At 68.0% G+C, this 23,186-nt stretch carries 21 protein-coding genes; 5 read left to right on the top strand and 16 right to left on the bottom strand.

Annotated features, from left to right (window positions below; all coding sequences use genetic code 11):
- Positions 1 to 30: 30 nt before the first annotated feature.
- Positions 31 to 1,140, top strand: a complete 1,110-nt coding sequence (serC, locus tag EU513_RS07620; RefSeq protein ID WP_129625289.1) for a phosphoserine transaminase — start codon at positions 31 to 33, stop codon at positions 1,138 to 1,140.
- Positions 1,141 to 1,197: 57 nt separating this feature from the next.
- Positions 1,198 to 3,825 (top strand): M1 family aminopeptidase, encoded by a 2,628-nt coding sequence (locus tag EU513_RS07615; RefSeq protein WP_168990188.1) that lies wholly within the window; start codon positions 1,198 to 1,200, stop codon positions 3,823 to 3,825.
- Between the two features lie 85 nt (positions 3,826 to 3,910).
- On the opposite strand, the gene EU513_RS07610 is transcribed toward EU513_RS07615, so the two are convergent.
- Both EU513_RS07610 and EU513_RS07605 read right to left on the bottom strand, forming a co-directional pair.
- Positions 3,911 to 5,200, bottom strand: coding sequence for an MFS transporter (locus EU513_RS07610; RefSeq protein WP_129625287.1), 1,290 nt, complete (start codon positions 5,198 to 5,200; stop codon positions 3,911 to 3,913).
- The gene (locus EU513_RS07605; protein WP_205744699.1) at positions 5,197 to 5,595 is read right to left on the bottom strand and encodes a MarR family winged helix-turn-helix transcriptional regulator; all 399 of its coding nucleotides are present in this window, start codon (positions 5,593 to 5,595) and stop codon (positions 5,197 to 5,199) included. Before EU513_RS07605 ends, EU513_RS07610 begins: the two co-directional genes overlap by 4 nt.
- 324 nt (positions 5,596 to 5,919) lie before the next feature.
- Between EU513_RS07605 and EU513_RS07600 the strand changes: the two genes are divergently transcribed.
- Together EU513_RS07600 and EU513_RS07595 are read left to right on the top strand one after the other, a co-directional pair.
- Positions 5,920 to 7,323 carry a S1C family serine protease gene (locus tag EU513_RS07600; RefSeq protein ID WP_240795966.1) on the top strand — a complete coding sequence of 468 codons (1,404 nt, stop codon included), beginning with the start codon at positions 5,920 to 5,922 and terminating at the stop codon, positions 7,321 to 7,323.
- A gap of 93 nt (positions 7,324 to 7,416) precedes the next feature.
- Positions 7,417 to 7,716 (top strand): WXG100 family type VII secretion target, encoded by a 300-nt coding sequence (locus tag EU513_RS07595; RefSeq protein WP_129625286.1) that lies wholly within the window; start codon positions 7,417 to 7,419, stop codon positions 7,714 to 7,716.
- A gap of 199 nt (positions 7,717 to 7,915) precedes the next feature.
- Here the strand turns inward: EU513_RS07595 and groL are convergent, their stop codons facing one another.
- Positions 7,916 to 9,541 (bottom strand): chaperonin GroEL, encoded by a 1,626-nt coding sequence (gene groL, locus EU513_RS07590; protein ID WP_129625285.1) that lies wholly within the window; start codon positions 9,539 to 9,541, stop codon positions 7,916 to 7,918.
- 236 nt (positions 9,542 to 9,777) lie between these two features.
- Complete coding sequence (locus EU513_RS07585) at positions 9,778 to 10,305, bottom strand: YbaK/EbsC family protein (protein ID WP_129625284.1); 528 nt, start codon at positions 10,303 to 10,305, stop codon at positions 9,778 to 9,780.
- Between the two features lie 76 nt (positions 10,306 to 10,381).
- On the opposite strand from EU513_RS07585, the gene EU513_RS07580 reads away from it, so the two are divergent.
- Positions 10,382 to 11,128, top strand: coding sequence for an SDR family oxidoreductase (locus EU513_RS07580; RefSeq protein WP_129625283.1), 747 nt, complete (start codon positions 10,382 to 10,384; stop codon positions 11,126 to 11,128).
- Positions 11,129 to 11,223: 95 nt separating this feature from the next.
- Here EU513_RS07580 and EU513_RS07575 read toward each other — a convergent pair whose 3' ends face one another.
- From EU513_RS07575 to EU513_RS07520, 12 genes are all read right to left on the bottom strand, one after another.
- Entirely contained in the window at positions 11,224 to 11,514 is a 291-nt protein-coding gene (locus EU513_RS07575) for a DUF3263 domain-containing protein (protein WP_129625282.1), read from the bottom strand.
- 146 nt (positions 11,515 to 11,660) lie between these two features.
- Entirely contained in the window at positions 11,661 to 13,151 is a 1,491-nt protein-coding gene (locus EU513_RS07570) for a hypothetical protein (protein ID WP_239702399.1), read from the bottom strand.
- A gap of 218 nt (positions 13,152 to 13,369) precedes the next feature.
- Positions 13,370 to 14,710 carry an aminotransferase class I/II-fold pyridoxal phosphate-dependent enzyme gene (locus EU513_RS07565; RefSeq protein WP_129625281.1) on the bottom strand — a complete coding sequence of 447 codons (1,341 nt, stop codon included), beginning with the start codon at positions 14,708 to 14,710 and terminating at the stop codon, positions 13,370 to 13,372.
- A gap of 63 nt (positions 14,711 to 14,773) precedes the next feature.
- A complete protein-coding gene (locus EU513_RS07560; protein WP_129625280.1) occupies positions 14,774 to 16,222 on the bottom strand; it encodes an NADH-quinone oxidoreductase subunit N in 1,449 nt (482 codons plus the stop codon).
- Entirely contained in the window at positions 16,219 to 17,715 is a 1,497-nt protein-coding gene (locus EU513_RS07555) for a NuoM family protein (RefSeq protein WP_129625279.1), read from the bottom strand. The genes EU513_RS07560 and EU513_RS07555 overlap by 4 nt, the downstream gene beginning before the upstream one ends.
- On the bottom strand, positions 17,709 to 19,775 hold the full coding sequence (locus EU513_RS07550) for an NADH-quinone oxidoreductase subunit L (protein ID WP_129625278.1): 2,067 nt from the start codon (positions 19,773 to 19,775) through the stop codon (positions 17,709 to 17,711). The genes EU513_RS07555 and EU513_RS07550 overlap by 7 nt, the downstream gene beginning before the upstream one ends.
- Positions 19,772 to 20,080 carry an NADH-quinone oxidoreductase subunit NuoK gene (gene nuoK / locus EU513_RS07545; RefSeq protein ID WP_129625277.1) on the bottom strand — a complete coding sequence of 103 codons (309 nt, stop codon included), beginning with the start codon at positions 20,078 to 20,080 and terminating at the stop codon, positions 19,772 to 19,774. The genes EU513_RS07550 and nuoK overlap by 4 nt, the downstream gene beginning before the upstream one ends.
- A complete protein-coding gene (locus EU513_RS07540; RefSeq protein WP_129625276.1) occupies positions 20,077 to 20,607 on the bottom strand; it encodes an NADH-quinone oxidoreductase subunit J in 531 nt (176 codons plus the stop codon). The genes nuoK and EU513_RS07540 overlap by 4 nt, the downstream gene beginning before the upstream one ends.
- Complete coding sequence (locus EU513_RS07535) at positions 20,604 to 21,119, bottom strand: NADH-quinone oxidoreductase subunit I (RefSeq protein ID WP_370447352.1); 516 nt, start codon at positions 21,117 to 21,119, stop codon at positions 20,604 to 20,606. The genes EU513_RS07540 and EU513_RS07535 overlap by 4 nt, the downstream gene beginning before the upstream one ends.
- The gene (gene nuoH / locus EU513_RS07530; protein ID WP_129625275.1) at positions 21,116 to 22,084 is read right to left on the bottom strand and encodes an NADH-quinone oxidoreductase subunit NuoH; all 969 of its coding nucleotides are present in this window, start codon (positions 22,082 to 22,084) and stop codon (positions 21,116 to 21,118) included. Before nuoH ends, EU513_RS07535 begins: the two co-directional genes overlap by 4 nt.
- The gene (locus tag EU513_RS07525) at positions 22,084 to 22,617 is read right to left on the bottom strand and encodes an NADH-quinone oxidoreductase subunit C (RefSeq protein WP_129625274.1); all 534 of its coding nucleotides are present in this window, start codon (positions 22,615 to 22,617) and stop codon (positions 22,084 to 22,086) included. The genes nuoH and EU513_RS07525 overlap by 1 nt, the downstream gene beginning before the upstream one ends.
- Positions 22,610 to 23,185: an NADH-quinone oxidoreductase subunit B gene (locus EU513_RS07520; RefSeq protein ID WP_305037032.1), complete on the bottom strand. Its 576-nt coding sequence runs from the start codon at positions 23,183 to 23,185 to the stop codon at positions 22,610 to 22,612. The genes EU513_RS07525 and EU513_RS07520 overlap by 8 nt, the downstream gene beginning before the upstream one ends.
- Between the last annotated feature and the right edge of the window lies 1 nt (position 23,186).

Here is a 23,186-nt window from a genome sequence, read left to right as displayed (position 1 = left end):
CCAAAGCTACGCGCTGCCAGACTGTGCAGCGTGACCGATGTGGTGAAGATCCCCAGCGAACTCCTGCCCAGCGACGGGCGCTTCGGCAGCGGGCCCAGCAAGGTACGCCCTGAGCAGCTCGATTCACTTGCCGCACAGGCACGCTCGGTGATGGGCACCAGCCACCGCCAGGCGCCGGTGCTGGAGCTCGTGGCCCGCGTCCAGGAACGTCTCGCCTCGCTCTACGACCTCCCCGACGGGTACGAGGTCGTGCTCGGGCTGGGTGGCTCGACCACCTTCTGGGACGTCGCCGCCTGCAGCCTGGTGCGCGAGCGGTCGCAGCACGCGGTGTTCGGTGAGTTCAGCTCGAAGTTCGCGACCGTCACCACGAAGGCTCCGTTCCTCGCCGACCCCGATGTGCGTTCGGTGGAGCCCGGCGGCGTGGCCGACCTGTCCCCGGTCGACGGCGTCGACCTGTACGCGACCGCGCACAACGAGACGTCGACCGGCGCGATGATCGAGGTCGAGCGGGTGGACGCCGACGCAATCACCGTCGTCGACGGCACCTCGGCCGCGGGCGGCCTCGAACTCGACGCATCCGCCTGCGATGCCTACTACTTCGCTCCGCAGAAGTCCTTCGCCTCGGACGGTGGACTCTGGCTCGCGCTGATGTCGCCGGCTGCTCTCGAACGCGCCGCCGAGATCACCGCGCGGGGCGACCGGTGGATCCCCGACTCCCTCAACCTGCAACTCGCGATCGAGAACTCGCGCAAACACCAGACGCTCAACACTCCGGCCCTGGCGACGTTGATCATGCTCGACGAACAGTTGGCCTGGATGCTCGAGCACGGTGGGCTCGCGGGATGTGCGAGCCGCACTTTCGACAGCAGTTCGCGTTTGTACTCCTGGGCGGACGCGTCCTCGTACGCGTCGCCGTTCATCACCGATCCGAAGCACCGTTCCCAGGTCGTCGGCACGATCGACTTCGACGAGTCCGTCGACGCGGCGGCACTCGCGAAGACGTTGCGCGGCAACGGGATCGTCGACACCGAGCCGTACCGAAAGCTCGGCCGCAACCAGTTGCGCATCGGCATGTACCCCGCCGTCGAACCCGACGACGTCACCGCGCTGACCAGGTGCATCGACTTCGTGCTGGGCTGAGTCGTTCACTCGGCCTGATGGCGCAGCCGGCGCCGCAACATGTTTGACTCGGGTTCCGTGACCAGCGATCTGAATCTCACCCGCCAAGAATGTGACGCACGGGGCGACCAGCTGAAGGTGCGCACCTACCGCGTCGAACTCGACCTCTCCGAGGCTGCGACGGACGCGGAGACCTACCGCTCGCGTTCGACGGTGGTGTTCGACTCCACCGGCACCTCAACCTGGATCGACCTGGTCACCGACGTCATTGATTCGGTCACGGTCAACGGTCGTCAGGTGTACCTGGAGGACTACGACGGCGCGCGAATCCTCCTGCGCGACTTGGAGATCGGCGAGAACACAGTCGTCGTCGACGCCCTCTGCAAGTACAGTCGCACCGGTGAGGGGCTGCACCGGTTCACCGATCCCGAAGACGGCAACACCTACCTTTACACCCACTGCGAGCCGACCGATGCGCGCCGCATGTTCGCCTGCTTCGAGCAGCCCGACCTCAAGGGCGAGTTCACCTTCGTGGTGACCGCGCCGTCGCAGTGGCTGGTGCGTTCGAACCAGCCGGAGGTGTCGACCGAGCCCGCGGGCCAGTGCACGACCCACACATTCGCGCCGACTCCGCCGCTGTCGAGCTACATCGTGGCCCTCATCGCGGGGCCGTACGCCGTGGTCCAGGACACCTGGAGCGTCGAGCGCGCCGACGGCAGTTCGCAGACGATCGAACTCACCGCGATGTGCCGGCGGGGAATGCTGGAGCACCTGGAGTCCGACGAGATCTTCTACACCACCAAGGCCGGGCTCGACTTCTACGACCGCGCGTACGGATTCCCTTACCCCTGGGGCGGCTCTTCTTACGGGGCCCCTGTGAAGTATCGGAGCGAGGGACGAGCGGAGAACTTCGTGGGGTGTAAGTACGACCAAGTGTTCGTGCCGGAGTACAACATCGGCGCGATGGAGAACCCCGGCCTGGTGACCTTCACCGAGGACTATCTCTTCCGTGGCGGCGCCACCACCATGCAGCGCACCTCCCGTGCGGGAGTGATCCTGCACGAAATGGCGCACATGTGGTTCGGCGACCTGGTCACCCCGAAGTGGTGGGACGACCTGTGGCTGAAGGAATCGTTCGCCGACCTGATGGGCTACCAGGTCACTCAGGAGGCGACCCGGTTCGACCAGGCGTGGTTGCAGTTCGCCAGCGGACGCAAGCTCTGGGCGTACACCTACGACCAGTTGCCCAGCACCCACCCGGTCATCGCCCGAATCGACGATCTCGAGGCCGCGGCGCAGAACTTCGACGGCATCACCTACTCCAAGGGCGCCGCCGTCCTGCGCCAACTGCAGGCAATCATCGGGCCGGAGTCCTTCTTCGCCGGCGCACGTGACTACTTCGCCGCGCACGCGTTCGGTTCGGCGACCTTCAACGATCTGCTGACCGCCCTGCAACCGCACACCGAGCACGACCTGTGGCGCTGGGCGGACGCCTGGCTGCGCACCACGTCCCCGTCCGAACTCACCGCCGACACGTCGCGCGGTCACGGCGGCGCCGTGACCGAACTCGTCGTCCGGCAACGGTGCACCGACCGGATCACCGGCGACGACGTCGTCCGACCGCACCAACTGCAGGTCGCCGGGTACGCGCTGGGCGAGGCCGGGCTGGAGCGCACCTTCCTCGCCCCGGTCACGTTGACGGACGAATCGGTGGAGGTGCCCGAAGCCGTCGGCAACCGAGCCGACCTGGTACTGGTCAACGCCGGCGACCTGACCTACGGGATCGGCCGCCTCGACGAGCAGTCGCAGCGCGTTGCGAGCACGCACCTGTCGTCCATCACCGACGATCTCGACCGCGGCGCCGTCTGGACCGCGTTGTGGAACCTCACTCGTGACGCCCGCATCCCCGCGTCCCGCTTCGTCGACACCTTCTGCACGCAGGCACCCGCCGAGTCCAACGCAATGATCCTGCGCATCGTCGCCGGTCAGGTGCAGACCGCGGTCGGCCACTTCCTGCCGGCCGGCACCCGGGCGGCAGCGTGGGACGCGTTGGGCGGTGTGGCACGCGTGGCCCTCGCCGGCGCCGAACCCGAGTCGGATCTGCAGCGCACCTGGGCCGACCTGCTCGCGGAATTCGCGTCACAGACCGATACTCTCGCCGGCGACGCGGCCGCGCTCGCCGACGGAAAGGTGCCGGACGGTCTGACGCTGACCGACGAACTGCGCTGGAAACTCGCCGCGTCGCTCGTCCGGCAGGGCGCCTGGGACGAGGCCCAGGTGCAGCAATTGCTCGAGCAGGACAACACGCTGATCGGTCGCACCAGTTCGCTGACCGCCCTGGCCGCTGCGCCGCAGGCTCAGGACGAGACCTGGCGACGCCTGGTCGAGGACGAACTCACGAACGACGCGCAGCGAGCGCTGCTCAGCGGTTGGGGAATCAGTGATCCGGGGACGAAGTACGCGCAGCCGTACGTCGAGTTGCTCGACTCCGTGTGGGGAGACCGTGTGCAGTCGATGGCGCAGCGCTTGGTGATCGGCCTGTTCCCGGACGTGGACGCGGACGACGAGGGTCGCGCCGCACTGGGAGCGATCAGGAGTTGGTACGACGACAACCCGGGTTCACCCGCGGCGCTGCGCCGCATCGTCCTGGAGCAGATCGACCACGCCGAGCGCGCGCTGCGGGCTCAGCAGGTGACGCAGGACTGACGTCAGCCGGTGAGCGCGGCGATGCCCGCGACGATCAGCATCCCGAGCAGGACGCCGACCACCAGCAGCCGGCGGCTGTGCGGGGTCATCGCACCTGCTCGGGGTGGATCCCGGCGGCGGCCTGACGGGCCGAGACCACGTTCAGGTGCCAGGGGTGGCGCTCGAGAGTGACGGTGAGCCGGTCGGTGCGCATGACGTAGAGGATGGCAGCAACGGCGGCAAGGCCGACCGCCAGGCTGCCGACCAGGATGGTCCAGCGGGGTCCCCAGGCGTCCCCGATCCAGCCGATCATCGGTGCGCCCAGCGGTGTACCGCCGAGGAAGATCGCCATGTAGAGCGCCATCACACGTCCGCGCATCTGCGGTGAGACGGACAGCTGCACAGCGGCATTGGCGGTGGTGACGACTGTCAGCGCGCACAGCCCGGTCGGGATGAGCATCAGCCCGAAGAACCAGAACGTGGGTGCCAGACCGGCAGCCGCGGAGAAAACGGTGAAACCGATCAACGCGGTGAACAGCACCCGCAGCCGCGGCTTCGGACGTCTCGCCGACATGAGCGCCGCGGCCAACGACCCGATCGCCATGACCGAACTGAGCAGTCCGTACTCGCTCGCGCCGCGGCCGAAGATCGACGTCGACATCAACGCGATGGTGATCTGGAAGTTCATGCCGAAGGTGCCGAGCATGAAGACCACGAACAGCAGCAGCTTGATGTCGCTGCGTTGCCTGACGTAGGCGAGGCCCTCGCGCACTCCCCCGCGCCCCTTGCCGCGCGGCGGCCGGGTGAGTTCGGCGCCGTGCATCATCGCGAGCGCCCCGAGGACGGCAATGAAGCTGAAGGCATTGATCACCAGAGTGAAGCCGGTGCCGACCGCGGCGATCAACAGACCGGCGATCGCGGGACCGACGAGACGGGCCCCGTTGAACGAGGCACTGTTGAGTCCGACGGCATTGGAGAGTTTGTCCGGCGGGACCATCTCGGAGACGAACGCCTGACGCGTGGGGTTGTCCAGCGCGGTCGCGACTCCCTGCAGGCCGGCCAACACGTACACGTGCCACAACTGGGCGACATCGGTGAGCACGAGCACCGCGAGCAGCGCGGCGGTGATCGCCAGGGAGGTCTGCGACAGTGCCAACAGCTTGCGCTTGTCGAACCGGTCGGCGAACGAGCCGGCCAGCGGCGCGAGCAACACGACGGGTGCGAACTGCAGGCCGGTGACGATGCCGAGCGCGGTGGAGTCGTGATCGGTGAGTTCGGTGAGGACGAGCCAGTCCTGTGCGACGCGTCCCATCCAGGTGCCGACATTGGAGACGATCGCGCCGAGCGCGTAGACGCGGTAGTTGTAGATCGAGAGCGATGCGAAGGTGGGGCTCATCGAGCGACCACCCGCGCGAGGATCGCAGTGGCCTGCGCCAGCAGTTCGCACTCGTCGTCGCTGAGTTGGGCGATGCGTTCGTTCATCCAGACGTCGCGCGACCGCTTGGTCTGCAGCACCGACTCTCGCCCGGCATCGGTGATGTGCACCCACGTACGGCGCTTGTCGCCGCCATCGGCGACACGGACCACGTATCCGCCCTCGACAAGACCGTCGACCGTGCGGGTCATCGAGGGTCGGCTCACACATTCGGCTTCAGCCAGACCGCCGATCGGCAGCGGGGCGTCCATCAGTTTGCAGAGCACCGAGAACTGGTGCGGCGCAACGCTTTCGACGTTCTCGAAGCGGGTGCGTCGACTGATCTTCATGCAGGTCATGCGCAGTTCGTCGGACATCGCCCGACGTTCATCCGGGGTCATTCGGTGGGTTTCGCCTCCAGGCAAGGTAGTTAGCTCAGTTCAATAGTTTAGCTAATGATTTGCCGTACGTCGATCCCGTGGCGATCCCGTGGCGATCCGTGACGACAGTGCAATGTGGCCTGCCGGAATCGGCGTGGCAGGCAGGGCGTTCAACCCTCGACGGGCCTGACAGACTCGGGCCCCGGGCCAGGCAGGACGCACAGGCTTCACACAGGCTCGGGCCAGCAACTGCTCAAGAGCAGCCGGTTGACTGCACGAAGACGAACAACCGAACGAGCACCGAACGAGCAAGGAGCGACCATGTCGCACGACGAGCACCCTTCCGACGCAGGACGCAACGCACCCCGACCCGCGCAGCAGGACGACGACACCACCGGCCCGCTGCCTCGCGTGGACCGGCAGGATGTCCGCCCTTCCGCCGGTGACACCCGTTCCTTCCAGATGCCAGGTCAGCACCGTCCGTACGGCAACTCCCCGCACCAGCAGCCCGCACCCCAGGCGTCCGGCACCTTCGGCTCCCCCTGGGCAAACCCCGCCGGCGGTCCCGGCATGCCCGCGTACGGGCACCAGCAGGCATCGACCGCGACCGCACCGCGCCGTCGCCGCGGCGCTCCGTGGCTCGCGGTCCCGATCGCGGCCGTGCTGGCTGCCGGCCTGGCCAGCGGCACGACCTACGCGTTGACCGACGACGACATCGCCGGCACGTCCAGCACCACGACGAAGGTCGTGCAGGCCAACCCCGCCGACTACAAGGACGCGAGCGGAGTGAACTGGTCGTCAACCGCCACCAAGGTCACCGACAGCGTCGTGTCGATCACGGTCGAGGGCGGCGGTAGCGGCGGCGAGGGCTCGGGGGTCGTGCTCGACACGAAGGGCCACATCGTCACCAACAACCACGTCGTGTCCGCAGGCGGCGACAGCGACCCCAAGATCACCGTCACCTTCACCGACAACCTGACCTACGAGGCGAAGGTCGTCGGCAAGGACCCGAGCACCGACCTCGCCGTCATCAAGCTGAGCAAGCCGCCGTCGAACCTCAAGCCCATCTCTCTCGGTGACGACGCGACGCTCGCCGTCGGCCAGCCGGTCATGGCGATCGGCAACCCGCTCGGGCTGTCCAGCACGGTCACGACCGGAATCGTCAGCGCGCTCAACCGGCCCGTCACGGCAGGCGGCAGCGACGGTGAGAGCGAGAGCACCACCAACGCAATCCAGACCAGTGCCGCGATCAACCCGGGCAATTCCGGTGGCGCACTGGTGAATGCGAGCGGTCAGCTGATCGGCATCAACTCCTCGATCGCGACGCTCGGCAGTTCCTCGGCCGGTTCGCAGTCGGGCAACATCGGCATCGGCTTCGCGATCCCGGTCTCCGTCGTCGACTCCATCACCCAGCAGCTGATCAGCAAGGGCTCGGTCCAGCATGCCCAGCTCGGGGTGAAGGCCAGTACCGGCTCGGTGAAGGTCGGCGACGCGACCGAGAGTGCCGCGAAGATCGCCGAGGTGGTGTCCGGCTCCGCCGCGGACAAGGCGGGGATCAAGGTCGGCGACGCGATCATCGCCGCCGACGGACGTCCGATCGTCTCCTCGAACGCGCTCGTGGGCTACGTCCGCGCCAAGACCGTGGGTGACAAGGTCGAGCTGACGATCGTCCGCGACGGCGACCGTCAGAAGGTCACGGTCGCGCTCGGCAAGGCGTCGAACTGATCCGTTGGGGATAACTCGAACACGTTCGGGCGATTCGACGTACCGTCCTGCGCATCGTCCACCGGTCGGGTGGACCGAGCCAGGAGGAATCCCATGCACCCCAGCAAGTACGCGGTCGACAGCGACCTCGTGGCCCAGCACGGATTGGACGTCGGCACGATCGCCGGGCAGATCCAGACGGCGATGAACCTGATGGACCGCAAGCTGACGGCCCTTCAGGGCACGTGGACGGGTTCGGCGGCCACGCAGTACGCCGTGCTGCACGGCGAGTGGCAGCGCGCACAGATCAAGATGAAGGACTCGCTCGCCGACATCGGACGCACGCTCGGCACGGCCAGCAGGGCGTACTCCACGACCGAGTCCGACGTGAAGGCTGCGTTCATGCCGCGCTGACCCGCCGGCGTCCGCTTCGTCGGAGGCTGCCGTGCCCGGGAACGGCACGCCTGCGACACGCGCACGTGCCATCCGGAGCGTTTCCGGCTTTCCAGGTCGCGTCCGGCAGCGCCGGCGGCACCAGACGCGATATGTAACAGAAGGGGCGCAACCACGTTCGTGGTTACGCCCCTTCTTTCGTGCGTCGGTCAGACCTGGGTCAGAAGCCCATTCCGCCCATGTCGTCGCCACCCGGCATCGCCGGGGCAGCCTTCTCGGGCTTGTCGGCGATGACGGCCTCGGTGGTGAGGAACAGGGCCGCGATCGAGGCTGCGTTCTGCAGCGCCGAACGGGTCACCTTGGCCGGGTCGATGATGCCGGCCTTCACCATGTCGACGTACTCGCCGGTGGCCGCGTTGAGGCCCTCACCCGGGGTGAGGTTGCGGACCTTCTCGACCACGACGCCCGGCTCGAGGCCGGCGTTGAGGGCGATCTGCTTCAGCGGAGCCTCGGCCGCGACGCGAACGATGTTCGCACCGGTGGCCTCGTCACCCTCGAGCGACAGCGAACCGAAAGCGTCCTTGGACGCCTGGATCAGCGCCACGCCACCACCGGCGACGATGCCCTCCTCGACGGCAGCCTTCGCGTTGCGGACGGCGTCCTCGATGCGGTGCTTGCGCTCCTTGAGCTCGACCTCGGTCGCGGCACCCGCCTTGATGACGGCGACGCCACCGGCGAGCTTGGCCAGGCGTTCCTGCAACTTCTCGCGGTCGTAGTCGGAGTCGCTGTTTTCGATCTCGGCGCGGATCTGCTTGACGCGACCGGCGATCTGGTCGGCGTCGCCGGCACCCTCGACGATGGTCGTCTCGTCCTTGGTGACGACGACCTTGCGAGCGCGGCCGAGCAGGTCGAGTTCGGCGGTCTCGAGCTTGAGGCCGACCTCCTCGGAGATGACCTGGCCACCGGTGAGGATGGCGATGTCACCGAGCATGGCCTTGCGACGGTCACCGAAGCCCGGGGCCTTGACGGCAACGGACTTGAAGGTGCCGCGGATCTTGTTGACGACCAGGGTCGACAGTGCTTCGCCCTCGACGTCCTCGGCGATGATCATCAGCGGCTTGCCCGACTGCATGACCTTCTCCAGCAGCGGCAGGAGGTCCTTGATCGAGGAGATCTTGGAGTTGACGACGAGGATGTACGGGTCGTCGAGGACGGCCTCCATACGCTCGGTGTCGGTGACGAAGTAGCCGGAGATGTAACCCTTGTCGAAGCGCATGCCCTCGGTGAGCTCGAGCTCGAGGCCGAAGGTGTTGCTCTCCTCGACGGTGATGACGCCTTCCTTGCCGACCTTGTCCATGGCCTCGGCGATGAGCTCACCGATCTGGGGGTCCGCAGCGGAGATGGACGCGGTGGCAGCGATCTGCTCCTTGGTCTCGATCTCCTTGGCGTGCGACAGCAGCTGCTCGGACACAGCCGCGACAGCCGCTTCGATGCCGCGCTTGAGCGCCATCGGGTTCGCGCCGGCGGCGACGTTGCGCAGACCCTCGCGCACCATGGCCTGGGCCAGCACGGTGGCGGTGGTGGTGCCGTCACCCGCGACGTCGTCGGTCTTCTTGGCGACCTCCTTGACCAGCTCGGCGCCGATCTTCTCGTAGGGGTCCTCGAGCTCGATCTCCTTGGCGATGGACACACCGTCGTTGGTGATCGTGGGGGCGCCCCACTTCTTCTCCAGGACGACGTTGCGGCCCTTAGGGCCGAGGGTGACACGGACGGCGTCGGCGAGGGTGTTCATACCCCGCTCGAGTCCGCGACGGGCCTCCTCGTCGAAGGCAATTGTCTTGGCCATGTGGTGGTTCCTCCCACATATTGCGTATCGAGTTGGCGGCACGACGCCCGCGACGGACGAGCCGCACCGGCTGCGGACCTACGTCGTCCGCGCGATGTGACCCTCGCCGTACTGCCACTTGTTCTGTCACTCTCATGCCGAGAGTGCTAACGCCATTATTGGCACTCGCGCGGGGCGAGTGCAAACGGGACGCCAGGGAATTTTCGGCGGACTCCCGGACACGCGAACCGGACGGCTCAACCGGCGATCGTCAGGTCGAGAACCTCGGCGTTCGGCAGCGCTGCCAAGGCTTCGCCGGTGATCAACAGCTTCGACGTGCGCACTCCCCCGCCGATCACGCACTCCCCGCCCTCGGCGACCGCCCGGTCGATGAGGATCGGCCAGTCCACCGGCAGACCGACCGGCGTGATCCCGCCGGATTTCATGCCGGTCGCCGCTTCGGTGTGCTCCTGGTCGGCGAAGGTGATCTTGCGAGCGTCCAGGTGCTTGCGGACGGTCTTGTTCACGTCGGCGCGGTCGGTGCCGCGAACGATGACGGCGGCGTACGTGGTGTTCTCACCCCGGCGCGCTTGCACGACAACACAGTTCGCGGCCGCTTCGAGGGTCACGTCGTACGCCTGGCAGAACGCGGCGGTGTCGGAGAGCGAGTCGTCGACCGGCGCGACCAGCAGACCGGGCGCGTTCGCGTCCGCGACCGTCGGCGCCACGAGGCCGGGGTGCTCCTCCAGGGGCTGCCAGTCGAGGTTTCCGCGAGCGCTGGACATGGACCACTCCTTCGTCGGACGTACGGGTTGCGACAAGATGACAACACAACCACCGAAACGAACAGAAGAGGTCTCCATGAACCGTCTCGAGGGCAAGACCGCGATCGTCACCGGAGCCAGCCGAGGCATCGGCCTGGCCATAGCCGAGCGCCTGGTCGACGAAGGCGCGAAAGTCATCATCACCGCGCGTGGCGAGGACGCCCTCAAGGAAGCCGTCGCCGGACTCGGTGAGCGCGCGTCCTACGTCGCCGGCAAGGCGGACGACGCCGCGCACCGCGAAGAGGTCGTGCGCACCGCGATCGACAAGCACGGCAGCATCGACGTGCTGATCAACAACACCGGCATCAACCCGGTCTTCGGCAAGCTGCTCGACGTCGAGCCAGAGGTGTCGCGCAAGATCCTCGAGGTCAACGTCCTGTCCGCACTGGAGTGGGTCAAGCTGGTGCACAAGGCGTGGATGCAGGAGCACGGCGGCTCGATCGTCAATGTCGCGTCCGTCGCCGGCCTGCGACCCGCCCCGGGCATCGCGATGTACGGCGTCAGCAAGGCCGCCGTCATCCACCTCACCGAGGAACTCGCGATCGAGCTCGGCCCGGACATCCGGGTCAACGCTGTCGCACCGGCCGTCGTGAAGACGAAGTTCGCCGAGGCGCTCTACTCCGGACGCGAGGAGCAGGTGGCCAAGCCCTACCCGCTCAAGCGCCTTGGCGAGCCCGAGGACATCGGCAGCGTGGTTGCTTTCCTCGCCTCGGACGACTCCGGCTGGATGACCGGCCAGACCCTCACCGTCGACGGTGGCGTGCTGCTCAACGGCGGCGTCTGACTTCGACCCCACCCGAGAATCGGCGTGAGTTTCTGCCCTTCGCCACGTCCGGCGAAGGGCAGAAACTCACGCCGATTTGTGGGGGCTGGGCAGGCTCAGGGTGCGTCGAAACCGAACCGGCGCGCGTTGCGTTGCTTCATTCGGCTGGAACGCAGTCGGCGCAGGCGCTTGACCAACAGCGGGTCGGCCTTCATCGCCTCCGGGTTGTCGAGCAATGCGTTGAGCGCCTGGTAGTACGCGGTCGAGCCCATGCCGAGGCGGTCGCGGATCGCGTCCTCCTTGGAGCCCTGGGCGCGGAACCAGTCTCGCTCGAGCTCGAGGATCCGCCGGTCACGGTCGGTCAGCACTGCACCCTGGGGTGCACTCGTCTGCTCCGCCGCGCTCATCGGTGACCTTTCCTCGTGGACGTCTGGTGCTCAGCTCGCCCGCTGGGGCAAGCCGAGCCGTCGCCGATTCTAGGAGCCTAATGACACCGTTGTCATTTGTGGCGGTGAGCCTGTGACGGATGTGACGAATGAGTCGAAAAAGGGCCTCAGCGGGCCCCTCCGATGCCGAGTACAGCCGCGATTCCGAGGGCGGACCGCGGGTCGTACGGCGAACGCCACAGCCCGCCATGGGCCGCGCCGGCCGCCTCGGCGGCCCACACGTCGCCCTTGGCCGCGTAGCCACCGGTGCGCAGATCGTGGACGAGCATCGCCGCCATGAGGGTGTTGGCGGTGGACGGATCGAACACCTCGACGCCGAACCGGTGGGCGCCTGCGTACGCGGCAGCCAGGGCGCGGTTCTTGGTGACGCTCTTGGTGCGGGTGGGCGGCGCGATGTTCATCGAGACCAGCTGCCCGTCGGCCGCGGCGGCCGTCGCGCGCCAGCGGTGAATTCGCTTGGCCAGCAAGTAGTTCGGCCCTTGCTGCGGCACGATCGTGTCGCTGATCGCGGGGCCGTCGACGATCGGCGGGTACTGCCGCTGCAGCAACCGGCCTCCCGACAGCGCACGCAGCGGACGACGCACCGACTTCAGGAACGCCGAGTCGAGTCCTGAATTGGCTTGCGACACAGCATCGTCCGGCGCGACGAAGACGTCGGTGGGTGTGGCCAGGTAGGCGAGCGCGACGTCCGGACGTTGCGAAAGGTGCACGGCAAGGGCGTCCGTGGCGGCCGAGAGACGAAGGTTCACCCCACCGTCGGCGTACACGTAGTTGCCGAGCACCATCGGGCCTTCGACGCCCATCAGGTAGTCGCCGATGCGGCCGGTGTCGTGCAGCAGGTCGGCACCGGCATGCTGACTCGGGTCGGACGCATCCACCCCGGCCGGACCGACCGGTGCGGTGAGCGATCCCGCACCCGACCTGGCCAGGTCGAACAGCGGCGACCAGATGCCCGGGCGGGCAAGGTCGATCGCGACGACATGTCCTCCCCAGCGAAGCAGCGACCGCAACGGACCCATCTCGGCACCGGCGCCCAACACGACGAACGTGCGGTCACGGACGTCCAGCCACTCCGGATGGTCGAGCACCTGACCCACCGCGTCCCGCACCCCCGGTTCGATGACGCCGGATTCGACCCAGTCGTCCAACCGGCGACGCAGGTTGGCCCCCGAGAGCCGATCTCCCTTGTAGGGCAGGGTGAATTCGCGCTCCGGATCGCCGTCACCGCGCACCGTCACCGACTCCAGGGCAGGCTGCGGACTGGGAGTCGCGAAGGCCTCGGCCACGCGCCGGTCGTGCCCGCCGGTCACAGGAAGCCAGCACATCCGCTCGTGCACCGCCGACAGTCCGTCGCGGGCGATCGCCATCGCCGCCTGGTGGTCGCGCGCGCCCACCTCGACCAGGCGCCGGAAGTGTCGGGGATAGCCGCGGCGCCACCCGGTGTCGCGACGGACAGCGAGAGCTCCCGGCTCGTCCACGGAGGCGAGCGCGTCGGAGACGACCCCTCGACCGAAGGCCGACGAACTGCGCTCCTCCTGCCCCTGCGCCATCTTGGCGGTGTTGCTGACCGGGAAGACGACGCCTGTGCTGGTGTTCATGAGGGCGACTCAATCACGGACTCGCCAGTAGCCCAGCGGTTTCGTTCTTCGACACCAACCGCGTCACCTGCGAAAGAAGATGCGACTTAGGCCCCGGTCACGACGTCCGGGTCGACACCTCGTTCGGCACGATGCTCGAGATCACCGACCCCGACGGCCAACTGGTGCAGGTACACGCCGCCCGGTAGCAACACAATCCGCGCGGATACGCGGGGCAGTCAGGCCATGGTGTCGAGGATCGCGGTGATGTCGTCCTCACTGGTGAGGGGGTTGACGATCGCGAACCGGGCAAGGGTCTCGCCCTCGTGCGAGGTCGGCACCACGAACGCCTCCTCGCGCTCCAGCAGGTCGTCCGACCAGCGCTGGTAGTCGGCGGCCGACCAGCCGAGCCGGCGGAACACCACGACGGTGAGCGAACCCTCGCGCACGAGTTCGACGTACGGCCGCTTCTTGATCTCCTCGTTGGCGAACCGCGCCACCTCGAGAGTGCGCTCGATGGCCTCGGTGTAGGCGTCCGTGCCGTTGACCACGAGCGAGAACCAGAACGGCAGGCCGCGAGCGCGACGAGTGAGGCCGATGGAGAAGTCGGAGGGGTTCCAATCGGTGGAGCCGGTGAGCACGTCCAGGTAGGAGGCGTGTTGGGTGTGCGCGGCTCGTCCGAGCATGGGTTCGCGGTAGATCAGCGCACAGCAGTCGAACGGCGCGAAGAACCACTTGTGCGGGTCGACGATGAAGGAGTTGCAGCGTTCGATGCCGTCGTACTTCTCCCGGACGCTCGGCGCCGCCAACCCGGCGCCGCCGTAGGCACCGTCGACGTGCAGCCAGATGCCGTACTCATCGCACACGTCCGCGACGGAGTCGATGTCGTCGATGATGCCGAAGTTCGTCGTGCCAGCCGTGGCGACGACGGCGAAGAAGGTGTCAGGACCGTTCTCCTCCAACACTTCTCGCAACTTGTCGCCGGTCAGCTGCCAGTCGTCGACCGGCACCTTGACCAGTTCGGCGTCCATCACCTTGCACGCGGTCTCGATCGAGGAGTGTGAGCCGAAGGTGGCTGCAACACGGTACGGACGCTTGTCGGTGAGCGCGCGGGCGGTGTCCCGCGCCGCGACGAGGGCGGAGAGGTTGCCGATCGTGCCGCCCTGGACGAACTGACCGCCGGCGGTCGGGGGCAGGCCCACGAGATCGGCGATCCAGCGCAGCGCTTGGTTCTCGGCGTACACCGCACCCGAGCCCTCGAGCCACGAACCGGCGTAGAGCGCGGACGCACCGACGACGAGGTCGAACATGGCCGCCTCGCGCGTCGGCGCCGAAGGAATGAACGACAGATAGCGTGGGTGGTCGATCGACAGGCACTTCGGCGCGAGCTGCTCGGTGAAAAGTTCCAGCGCGGGCAGTCCGCCCATGCCCTCGCGGGTGATCGTCTGGCCCACGAGCTCCTGAAGCTCCTGAGGGGTCGCGACCCCGTCCAGCGGAACCGGGTTCAGCTTGAGTCGGTTGTCGGCGTACGCCGCGATGGCGTCGCTCAATTGCTGGGTCTTCTCGTCGAACTGGTGCACGAGCGAGCAGTCTAGGTGCGCGCGCTCGGAACGCCGAACGACCGCGGGATTGCGGGCGTCCGTTCAGTCGACCAGCCAGAACAACAGCTGGGGCGCGAGGTTCACGACGACCAGCGCGGGCACCCCGGCAACGAGCAGGATCAGGTGCAGCGGGTGGGCACGCAGACCACGGTCGACGGTGTCACCGCCGGAGCTGAAGATCTGCCACACCCATCGCAGGTACACCGCGACGCCGATCATCGCGTTGATCGCGGCGAGTACCAGCAGGACCCACTGCCGCTCGTCCGCGACGGGGTGCAGCACCGCGACCTTCGCCAGCACACCGCCGATCGCGGGAGGCAGACCGGCGAGAGTCAACAGACCGAGCGAGAGCAGGACGCCGGTCCACGGCTGTCGTCGTCCGAGTCCGCGCAGAGCATCGAACGCGGTGACTGCGCAGCGTCCCTGCTGGTGGGCGACCGCGGTGAGCGCGATGAAGATGCCGAGCGTGGCGACGGCGTAGATGACGACGTACGCGGCCGCGGCGTGCACCGCACGGCTGGACGAGGTGGCCAGCGGCAGCACGATCCAGCCGGCCTGGGAGACCGAGGACCACGCCAGGAAGCGCAGCGTGTCGTTCTCACGCAGCGCCATGACGTTGCCGAGCGTCATCGACAGCACCGCGATGACCGCCAGCGCGACCATGGCCGCTCCCCCGACCGCGGCGATCGGGCGGGCGACCACCAGCAACGCCCCCAGTGCAGCGATCTTGGACACCGTCGCAAGCAGCGCGGTCATCGGGACGGACGCACCCGCGTACCCCTCGGGAGTCCACACGTGAAAGGGCACGAGCGACAGCTTGAACCCGACACCGGCGACGATCAGCATCAGCGCGACGGCGAGCATCGGGCGGGTGTCGGGGTTGTCGATCGCGACCTGCACGGTGTCGGCGTCGAAGGTGGCCGAACCGGTGGCGGCGAACCACATCGCCACACCCATCGCCGTCACCGCGAAGGAGACCAGCGACGTCGTCAGCAGGTTGAGCGCGCCGTCCACCGCCGTGCGGCGGGCGCGGACGGCGACCAGCGCGATGGTGGGGACGGTCGCGAGTTCGAGCATCACCAGCCACGCGGGGAGGTCGCGGGCGGCGACGACGCCCGTGGCGCCCGCGGTCACGGACAGCAGGGCCGACACCTGAATCACACTGTGCGACTTCGCGATCCGGATCGGCGCCGCGAGCAACGTGACGACGAGTGCCGAGAGCAGCGCGGTCGCCTGCAGACCCGCAGAGACGTTGTCGACGACGTAGAAGCAGTTGCCCTCCGGTTGACACAACGAGGTGGCCGGATCGTCGAACACCCGCGTCAGCGAGGGGACGGTGCTCGCGGTGGCCGCGGCCAGGGCGAGGGCCGCCACGAGGAAGTGGACGGTGCGTCGGCGGGGCACGACTGCGTCGATCACCAGGACGAAGACGGCTGTGACCGCCGGGATGATCACCGGGAGCAGCGGCAGCCAGTGCACGTTGATGTTCATCGGATTGCTCCCGACTGATCGACGGCAGGGGCCATCAGATCGAGCAGCCCGGTCGGCCAGACACCGAGCATCGCGATCGCGAGGATCAATGTCGCGATCACCAGCCACTCCAGCGCGGACACGTCACGCCAGGGCGCGGGCTCGGGCACCACGCGTTCGCTGCGGTCGGACGAGCCGCCCCAGACGGTGCGCGCGACGCGCAGTGCGTACGCGGCGCCGAGCACGGCACCGATCGCGGCCACGGCGGCCAGCACCTTGAACAGCGTCCGATCGGATGCCGGTTGCCACGCAGCGAGGAGGGTGAGCAACTCGGACCAGAAGCCGGCCAGCGGCGGCAGACCGAGGGAGGCGGCGAGGCCGAAGAGCAGCGCGAAACCCAGGCGGGGGCTGACGTCGCGGACGGCCTCGCGAGGCACGTCCAGGCGGTCGTCGTGCCAGCGCTGCTTGAGTCCGCCGACCACTGCGAACAACAGCGCCGAGATGAGTCCGTGGCTGATGTTGCCGAAGAGAGCCGCCTTGAGACCGAGTTCGGTGCCGGTCGCGAGCGCCAGCATCACGACACCCATGTGGGCCACCGAGGAGTAGGCGATCAGGCGTTTGAGTGACGGTTCGACGAGGCAGACCAGACCGGCCCAGACGATGCCGATGACCGCCAGCACGCCGACGAGGGGTGCGAGCGTCTGCCAGCCTTCGCGCAACGGTGCGACGAGCAGCCGGACGACGCCGTAGGTGCCGAGCTTCAGCAGCACGGCGGCCAGCAGCATCGAGCCACCGGTGGGTGCCGCGGTGTGTGCGGCCGGAAGCCAGGAATGCAGCGGCCACAGCGGCACCTTCACCGCGAACCCAGCCAGCAGCATCGCGGCAATGGCGGTCTGCTGGGGCGCGCTGAGGGAGACGCCACGAGCGAGCTCGGTGAGGTCGGCGGTACCGGCGGCGAGGACGAGCGCCAGGATGCCGGCGAGCATCAGCGTCGATCCGAGCACCGTGTAGAGCACGAACATCAGTGCGGCACGGCGGGTGTTCTCGCGGTCCCGCTGGTCGCCGAAGACCGCGATCAGCACCCACATCGGCACGAGGACCATCTCGAAGGCGATGAAGAACAGGATCGCGTCGCGGGCCAGGAAGCCGAGCAGCGCGCCACCGACCACGATCAGCAGACAACCGAAATACGTTGCGTCCGAACCGGATCGGTCATCGACCCGGCGGTGCAGCACCGCGAGCAGACCGATCGCGGCGGTGAGGACGATCAGCGGAATGCTGATGCCGTCGACACCGAGGTGGAAGCGCAGGCCGAGCGAGGGCACCCATTGCCGGTCGAAGTCCGGCCGCTGGATCGACACCACGACGGCGAGGGCGGTGGTCGCAGCCGCGGCGAGCGCCGCGGCTGCGAAGGCAGAGGTCTCGCCGACGGCGCGTGGCCAGCGTCCGCCGCCCACGAGCGCGAATCCGGTGACGAGTGGCACCAGCACGAGAGCCAGCAGGATGATCACCACAGCGTCACCCCCAGCACTCCGGCCAGCACGACGCCGCAGGCGAGGGCGACCAGACCGACCGACGGGGCGCCGGTGTGCACGCGTCCGCTGCGGGTGGCGAGGGTGAGCGCACCGGTACCCAGGGCGCGAACCCCGCGCTCCAGCATCGCGTCCGCGCGGGCGACCACACCGGCGAGCATCTCGACCGGCCGGGCGACCAGCGCGAGGTAGAGCCGGTCGACGTCGGCGCCGCGGGAGGCGAACGTGCGCAGGTACAACGGCAGGCGGGACGCGGCGTCCCCGAAGGTGGTGCGTACCGACAGCGCCCGCACCAGCAAACCGGCGGCGGCGATCGCGAGCAGCCCTGCGGCCACGATCAGCCACTGCGGGTGCATGTAGTCGATGTCGAGCCAGGGGCTCAGGATGAGCGCGCCGCCGCCGATGCTGATCAACGCCAGCAGGCCCAGACCCATGCGGGTCGGCCACGGCGGACGCGGCAGGACGACTTCCGGTTCGGGCTCAGGCTCGGGTTCGCGGCGCAGCGGGCGACCGAACTCGTCCACCGGCTCACCCTCGACCAGCAGGTCCATCAGGCCGACTTCCTGCACCGAGTGCGAGTCGTCGAGCACGTCCATGACGAAGTGGCGCTGCAGCACCGTCTGGTGGGTCAGGACCAGCCAGGCACGCATCGCGTACGCGGCGGTGAGCGGGATGACCAGCACGAGCGCGACGGCGGCCACGTAGGAGGACTGCCGTCCGTCGGCAACGCCCTTGAAGACCTCGTCGACGATGAGGTCCTTGGACACGAAGCCGAACAGCGGCGGGATGCCGGCGAGCGCCAGCAGGCCGCTGCCGACGAGCCAACGGGTCTTGTGGTGGGTGGTGACTGCGCCGGACATGCGCTCGACGATCGTGCCGCCGACCAGCACCGCGAGCCAGCCGACCATCAGGAAGAGCAACGCCTTGAAGCCGGCGTGCGCGAGCAGGTGCAGCACGACGACGTCCGGCCTGACCGCGTCCGGAAGACCGGCGAGGCCGGTGAGCATGAGCCCCATCTGCGAGACGGTCGACCAGGCGAGCAGCTTCTTCAGGTCGTGCTGCAAGAAGGCCAGCAGCGCACCGACGACGGTCGTGATCCCGGCGAGGATCGCGAGTGCGAGCGTGGCCCTCGGGGCGACCAGGAAGAGCGGGTGCAGGACGCTGACCAGGTAGGTGCCGGCCGCGACCATCGTGGCCGCATGGATGAGGGCGGACGCAGGCGTCGGGCCTTCCATCGCGTCGGCCAGCCAGTCCTGGAAGGGCACCAGCGCGGACTTTCCGGCGACGCCGCACACGATGCACAGCAACGCCACCGTGAGCGAGCGCTGCGGGTGGGCGCTCCAGAACTCGATGATGCCCGGGATGGAGGTCGTCTTCGCCCAACTCGCGAGCGCGACGAGCCCGATGTAGAACGGCGCATCGGCCAGACGAGTCACCAGGAACGCCTTGTAGGACGCGCGACGGGCCTTCGCCCGCTCGGATTCGTGGCCGATGAGGACGTAGGAGCACCAGCCCATCAGCTCCCAGCCGATGAGGGTCAGCACCACGTCACCGCTGAGCACAACCAATTGCATGGCGGCGGTGAAGAGCGCGACGGTCGCAGCGAACGAGCGGTACCGCGGGTCGTTGTAGAGGTACCAACGCCCGAACATCTGCACGACCAGCGACACCAGCGCCACCGCGCAGGCCATGAGAATGCCGAGTCGGGTGACGTGCAGTTGGAGCGGCAGCGTGAGTTCGGCTGAACTGATCGGGACGCCGACGGTCGGCACGCTCGACCGCAGCCCACCGCGCATCGACTGCCAGACCAGCCAGGCCGGCGCCAGCAGACCGAGGAAACCGGTGATCCGGACGATCCACGCGGCGACCGCGTTCGGGCTGCGGAACAGCAGCACCAACAAGGCGCCGAGGGTGGGCAGCAGGATCGCCAGGTGACTGGGTTGGAGCATCAGGTCGAGCGCACCCGTGGTGGTGTCGAGTACGGGGTCCTCGCGAACTATCGCAGCGATGGACGAGTGGAGAACTTCGTGGGGTGTCTTCACTCGTCGTCACCTCGAGCAGCGGTGACATCGATGTTGCCGCGTGCGCGGTAGGCGAGCACGACGAGCCCGAGCGCCACGGCGATCTCGGCGGCGGCGATCGTGATGAGGAAGACGGTGAGCGTCTGACCGGCCAGGACGGTGTCGGAGAACTTCACCCCGGCGGTGATCAGCAGAAGACCCGCGGCACCGAGCATGAGCTCGACCCCGATCAGCACCAGCACGGCGTTGCGCCGGGCGAGCACGCCGTACAGACCGACGCCGAAGAGTGCCGCCGACAGCGCGAGCGGCAACCACAGGTGGATCACGCGTCCACCTCTTCGTCGTCGTACACCTCGTCGAGTTGTACGCGGGACAGCATGATTGCGGTGACCAGCGCGATCAGCAGCAACAACGACAAGAGTTCGAACGGCCACGACCAGGTGGCGAAGATCTGGGTGGCCAGTTGCTCGGTGGTGTTCGGTCGCAGGCTGACCTTGCCGGTGCCGAACCCGGTGATCAGCGCGGCACCGATGAGGGTCGCGGTGGCGGCACTGAGCACGAGCGCAGCGGCGCGTTGGACGCGTGGGGTGTCGTGCGCCTTCGAGCGACCGATGGGTGCGCGGGTCAGCATGAGTGCGAACAGGATCAGCACGACGACCGCGCCGACGTAGACCACCAACTGCACCAGTGCGACGAACTCGGCACCGAGCACGAGGTAGCAACCGGCGAGGGTGCCGAGGCTGACCACGAGCCACAAGGCCGAGTGCAGGATGTGCTTGGTCGTCACGGCGAGGACCGCACTGGCCAGGCAGAGCACTCCGACGATGGTGAAGAAGACGTCGTGTGTGGTCACGAATCCGCCTCTGGTCCATCGGTCTTCGTCAGGTCGGCACCGGGGTCGATCGCTGCCGGTGGCGGGACGGTGGCCATCCACTCCCCCAGCCGGTCCTTCTCGTGCAGCAGGTCGCGGATGTCGGTCTCGGCGTACTCGAACTCCGGGCTCCAGAACAGCGCGTCGAACGGGCACACCTCGATGCAGATGCCGCAGTACATGCACAGGCTGAAGTCGATAGCGAACCGGTCGAGCACGTTCTGTTGACGCGCGCGACCTCCCTCGGTGGCCGGCGGGATCGTCTCCTTGTGCGAGTCGATGTAGATGCACCAGTCGGGGCATTCGCGGGCGCAGAGCATGCACGAGGTGCAATTGTCGGCCTGCAGCGCGATCACTCCGCGCGAGCGGGGCGGCAGGGCCGGCTTCTCGTCCGGATAGTGCTGGGTGTCGGCCGGCCGCATGGCGGTCTTGGCGGTGGTGGCCATCCCGGAGATGAGTCCAGGGATGAAACCGGACTTCTTCTTCTCGGTCACAGTTTGTCTCCGATCAGAACGACACCGACCGCGGTGATCGCGACCTGGAACAGGGCGAGCGGCACGAGGCCGAGCCAGGCGAACCGCTGCAGCTGGTCCTCCCGCAGGCGCGGCCACGAGACACGGATCCAGATGATCAACACCGCGATCACGAAACCCTTGAGCAGCGTCCAGACCCAGGCGAGGACGCCGTCGAACGGTCCGGTCCAGCCGCCGAGGTAGAGCACCGCGAACAGCAGCGACATCACGACGATGCCGGCGTACTCGGCGAGCAGGAAGAGGGCGAACCGCAACCCGGTGTACTCGGTGTACGGACCGAGCACGAGTTCGGAGTCGGCGACCGGCATGTCGAACGGGGGACGCTGCAGCTCGGCCGTGGCGGCGATGAGGAAGACGATCGCTCCGGGCAGCTGCCACAGCAGCCACCAGGGGGTCCACGCGTGGGCGATCTCCACCAGGGACAGCGAGCCGGCGGCCATCGCGAAGGAGGCGCAGGCGAGCAGGAGCGGCAACTCGTAGGAGACCAGTTGGGCGGCCGAGCGCAGCCCGCCGAGCAGGGAGTACTTGTTGCCGGACGCCCACCCGGCCATCAGCGTGCCGACCGTGCCGATCGCACTGACCGCGAGCACCACGAGCAGGGATGCCGGAACGTTGGCGGCGATCGTGCCGGGCCCGAGCGGAATCACCGCGAGCGCCATCATGTAGCTGACCAGCCCGAGCGCAGGCGCGGTTCGGAACACTCCACGGTCGGCGGCGTACGGGGTGATGTCCTCCTTCTGGACGAACTTCACCCCGTCGGCGACCAGTTGGGCCCAGCCGTGAAAACCACCGGCGTACATCGGACCGACCCGGCCCTGCATGTGGCCCATCGTCTTGTGCTCGGTCTGACCGACGACCAGCGGCAGCACGAGGAACGCCGCCAGCACGGCGGCGCTGCGCAGCATCACCTCGATCGCGACGTCCATCAGCGGGGTCCCCAGCTCTCGTCCGGGACGCCGGGCGGTTGCAGCTTGCGACGCGGCGCGCGACCGGCTTTCGCGGCGTGGGCGGTCGCGCCCTCGCCGGGCTCCTTCGCGCCGGGCCACGGCTTGGAAACACGGCTGGCCAGCACGAACGACTTGCGCAGCGGGGTGCCCTCGAAACCTTCCGGCAGCAGCAGCGGACGCATCCCGCGTCCGGAGGCGTCGGTGAAGCCGGTGAAGTCGATGCCGAACATCTCGTGGGTCTCGCGCTCGTGCCAGGCCGCACCCGGCCATACCCAGGTCAGGCTCGACAGCGACGTGCCGTCGGGGACGCGGGTGCGCAGGAAGGCTTCACGCAGGGCGCCGGGGGTGATGTCGTACACGTGCAGCACGACGTCGAAGCCCGGCTCCTCGACGTCGTCGAGGTGGTCGACCGCGGTGAGGAAGTCGAAGAAGTCGAAGCCTTCGGCCCAGAGCTTGCCGGCTTGCTCCACCCATGTCGAGCGTTCGCAGATGGTGGTCAATTCGTCAGTCATCAGCGCCGCCCGTCGGCGGTTTGACGACCGGGCGCTGCAGCGCGCTCGCCGCGGTGCGGTTGTCGGCGTACCGGGCAGCCTTGGCACGCAACGCTTTCGTGCTCACCCGCTCACTCGCGATCTTCTCCTGCAACACCAGGATTCCCTGCAGGAGGGCTTCCGGTCGCGGCGGGCACCCGGGTACGTAGACGTCGACCGGAATCAGCTGGTCGACACCCTTGGTGACGCAGTACGAATCCCAGTACGGGCCACCGGAGTTGGAGCATGCACCGAACGAGATGACGTACTTGGGTTCCGGCATCTGGTCGTACAGCCGGCGGATCGCGGGCGCCATCTTGTCGGTGACGGTGCCGCTGACCACCATGAGGTCGGCCTGCCTCGGTCCGGGTGCGAACGGGATGACACCGAACCGGATGAAGTCGTGCCGTGACATGGACGCAGCGATGAATTCGATGGCGCAGCAGGCCAATCCGAAGTTGAAGACCCAGAGCGAGTAGCGGCGTCCCCAGTTGAGGACGATGCGCATCGGCTTGGGCGCGGCCGACTGCATGGGTCCGACCGTGGGCATG

This window comes from Yimella sp. RIT 621, from assembly GCF_004146205.1.
Taxonomy (GTDB): domain Bacteria; phylum Actinomycetota; class Actinomycetes; order Actinomycetales; family Dermatophilaceae; genus Yimella; species Yimella lutea.
The sequence above is the reverse complement of the archived record's forward strand: the minus strand, read 5'-3'. Positions and strand labels throughout refer to the sequence as shown.

Bases quoted from the DNA above. Each gene is read 5' to 3' on its own strand.
- EU513_RS07610 (WP_129625287.1), bottom strand. From the start codon at position 5,200: ATGAGCCCCACCTTCGCATCGCTCTCGATCTACAACTACCGCGTCTAC.
- EU513_RS07605 (WP_205744699.1), bottom strand. From the start codon at position 5,595: ATGTCCGACGAACTGCGCATGACCTGCATGAAGATCAGTCGACGCACC.
- EU513_RS07600 (WP_240795966.1), top strand. From the start codon at position 5,920: ATGTCGCACGACGAGCACCCTTCCGACGCAGGACGCAACGCACCCCGA.
- EU513_RS07595 (WP_129625286.1), top strand. From the start codon at position 7,417: ATGCACCCCAGCAAGTACGCGGTCGACAGCGACCTCGTGGCCCAGCAC.
- groL (WP_129625285.1), bottom strand. From the start codon at position 9,541: ATGGCCAAGACAATTGCCTTCGACGAGGAGGCCCGTCGCGGACTCGAG.
- EU513_RS07585 (WP_129625284.1), bottom strand. From the start codon at position 10,305: ATGTCCAGCGCTCGCGGAAACCTCGACTGGCAGCCCCTGGAGGAGCAC.
- EU513_RS07580 (WP_129625283.1), top strand. From the start codon at position 10,382: ATGAACCGTCTCGAGGGCAAGACCGCGATCGTCACCGGAGCCAGCCGA.
- EU513_RS07575 (WP_129625282.1), bottom strand. From the start codon at position 11,514: ATGAGCGCGGCGGAGCAGACGAGTGCACCCCAGGGTGCAGTGCTGACC.
- EU513_RS07570 (WP_239702399.1), bottom strand. From the start codon at position 13,151: ATGAACACCAGCACAGGCGTCGTCTTCCCGGTCAGCAACACCGCCAAG.
- EU513_RS07560 (WP_129625280.1), bottom strand. From the start codon at position 16,222: ATGAACATCAACGTGCACTGGCTGCCGCTGCTCCCGGTGATCATCCCG.
- nuoH (WP_129625275.1), bottom strand. From the start codon at position 22,084: ATGGACGTCGCGATCGAGGTGATGCTGCGCAGCGCCGCCGTGCTGGCG.
- EU513_RS07525 (WP_129625274.1), bottom strand. From the start codon at position 22,617: ATGACTGACGAATTGACCACCATCTGCGAACGCTCGACATGGGTGGAG.
- EU513_RS07520 (WP_305037032.1), bottom strand. From the start codon at position 23,185: ATGCCCACGGTCGGACCCATGCAGTCGGCCGCGCCCAAGCCGATGCGC.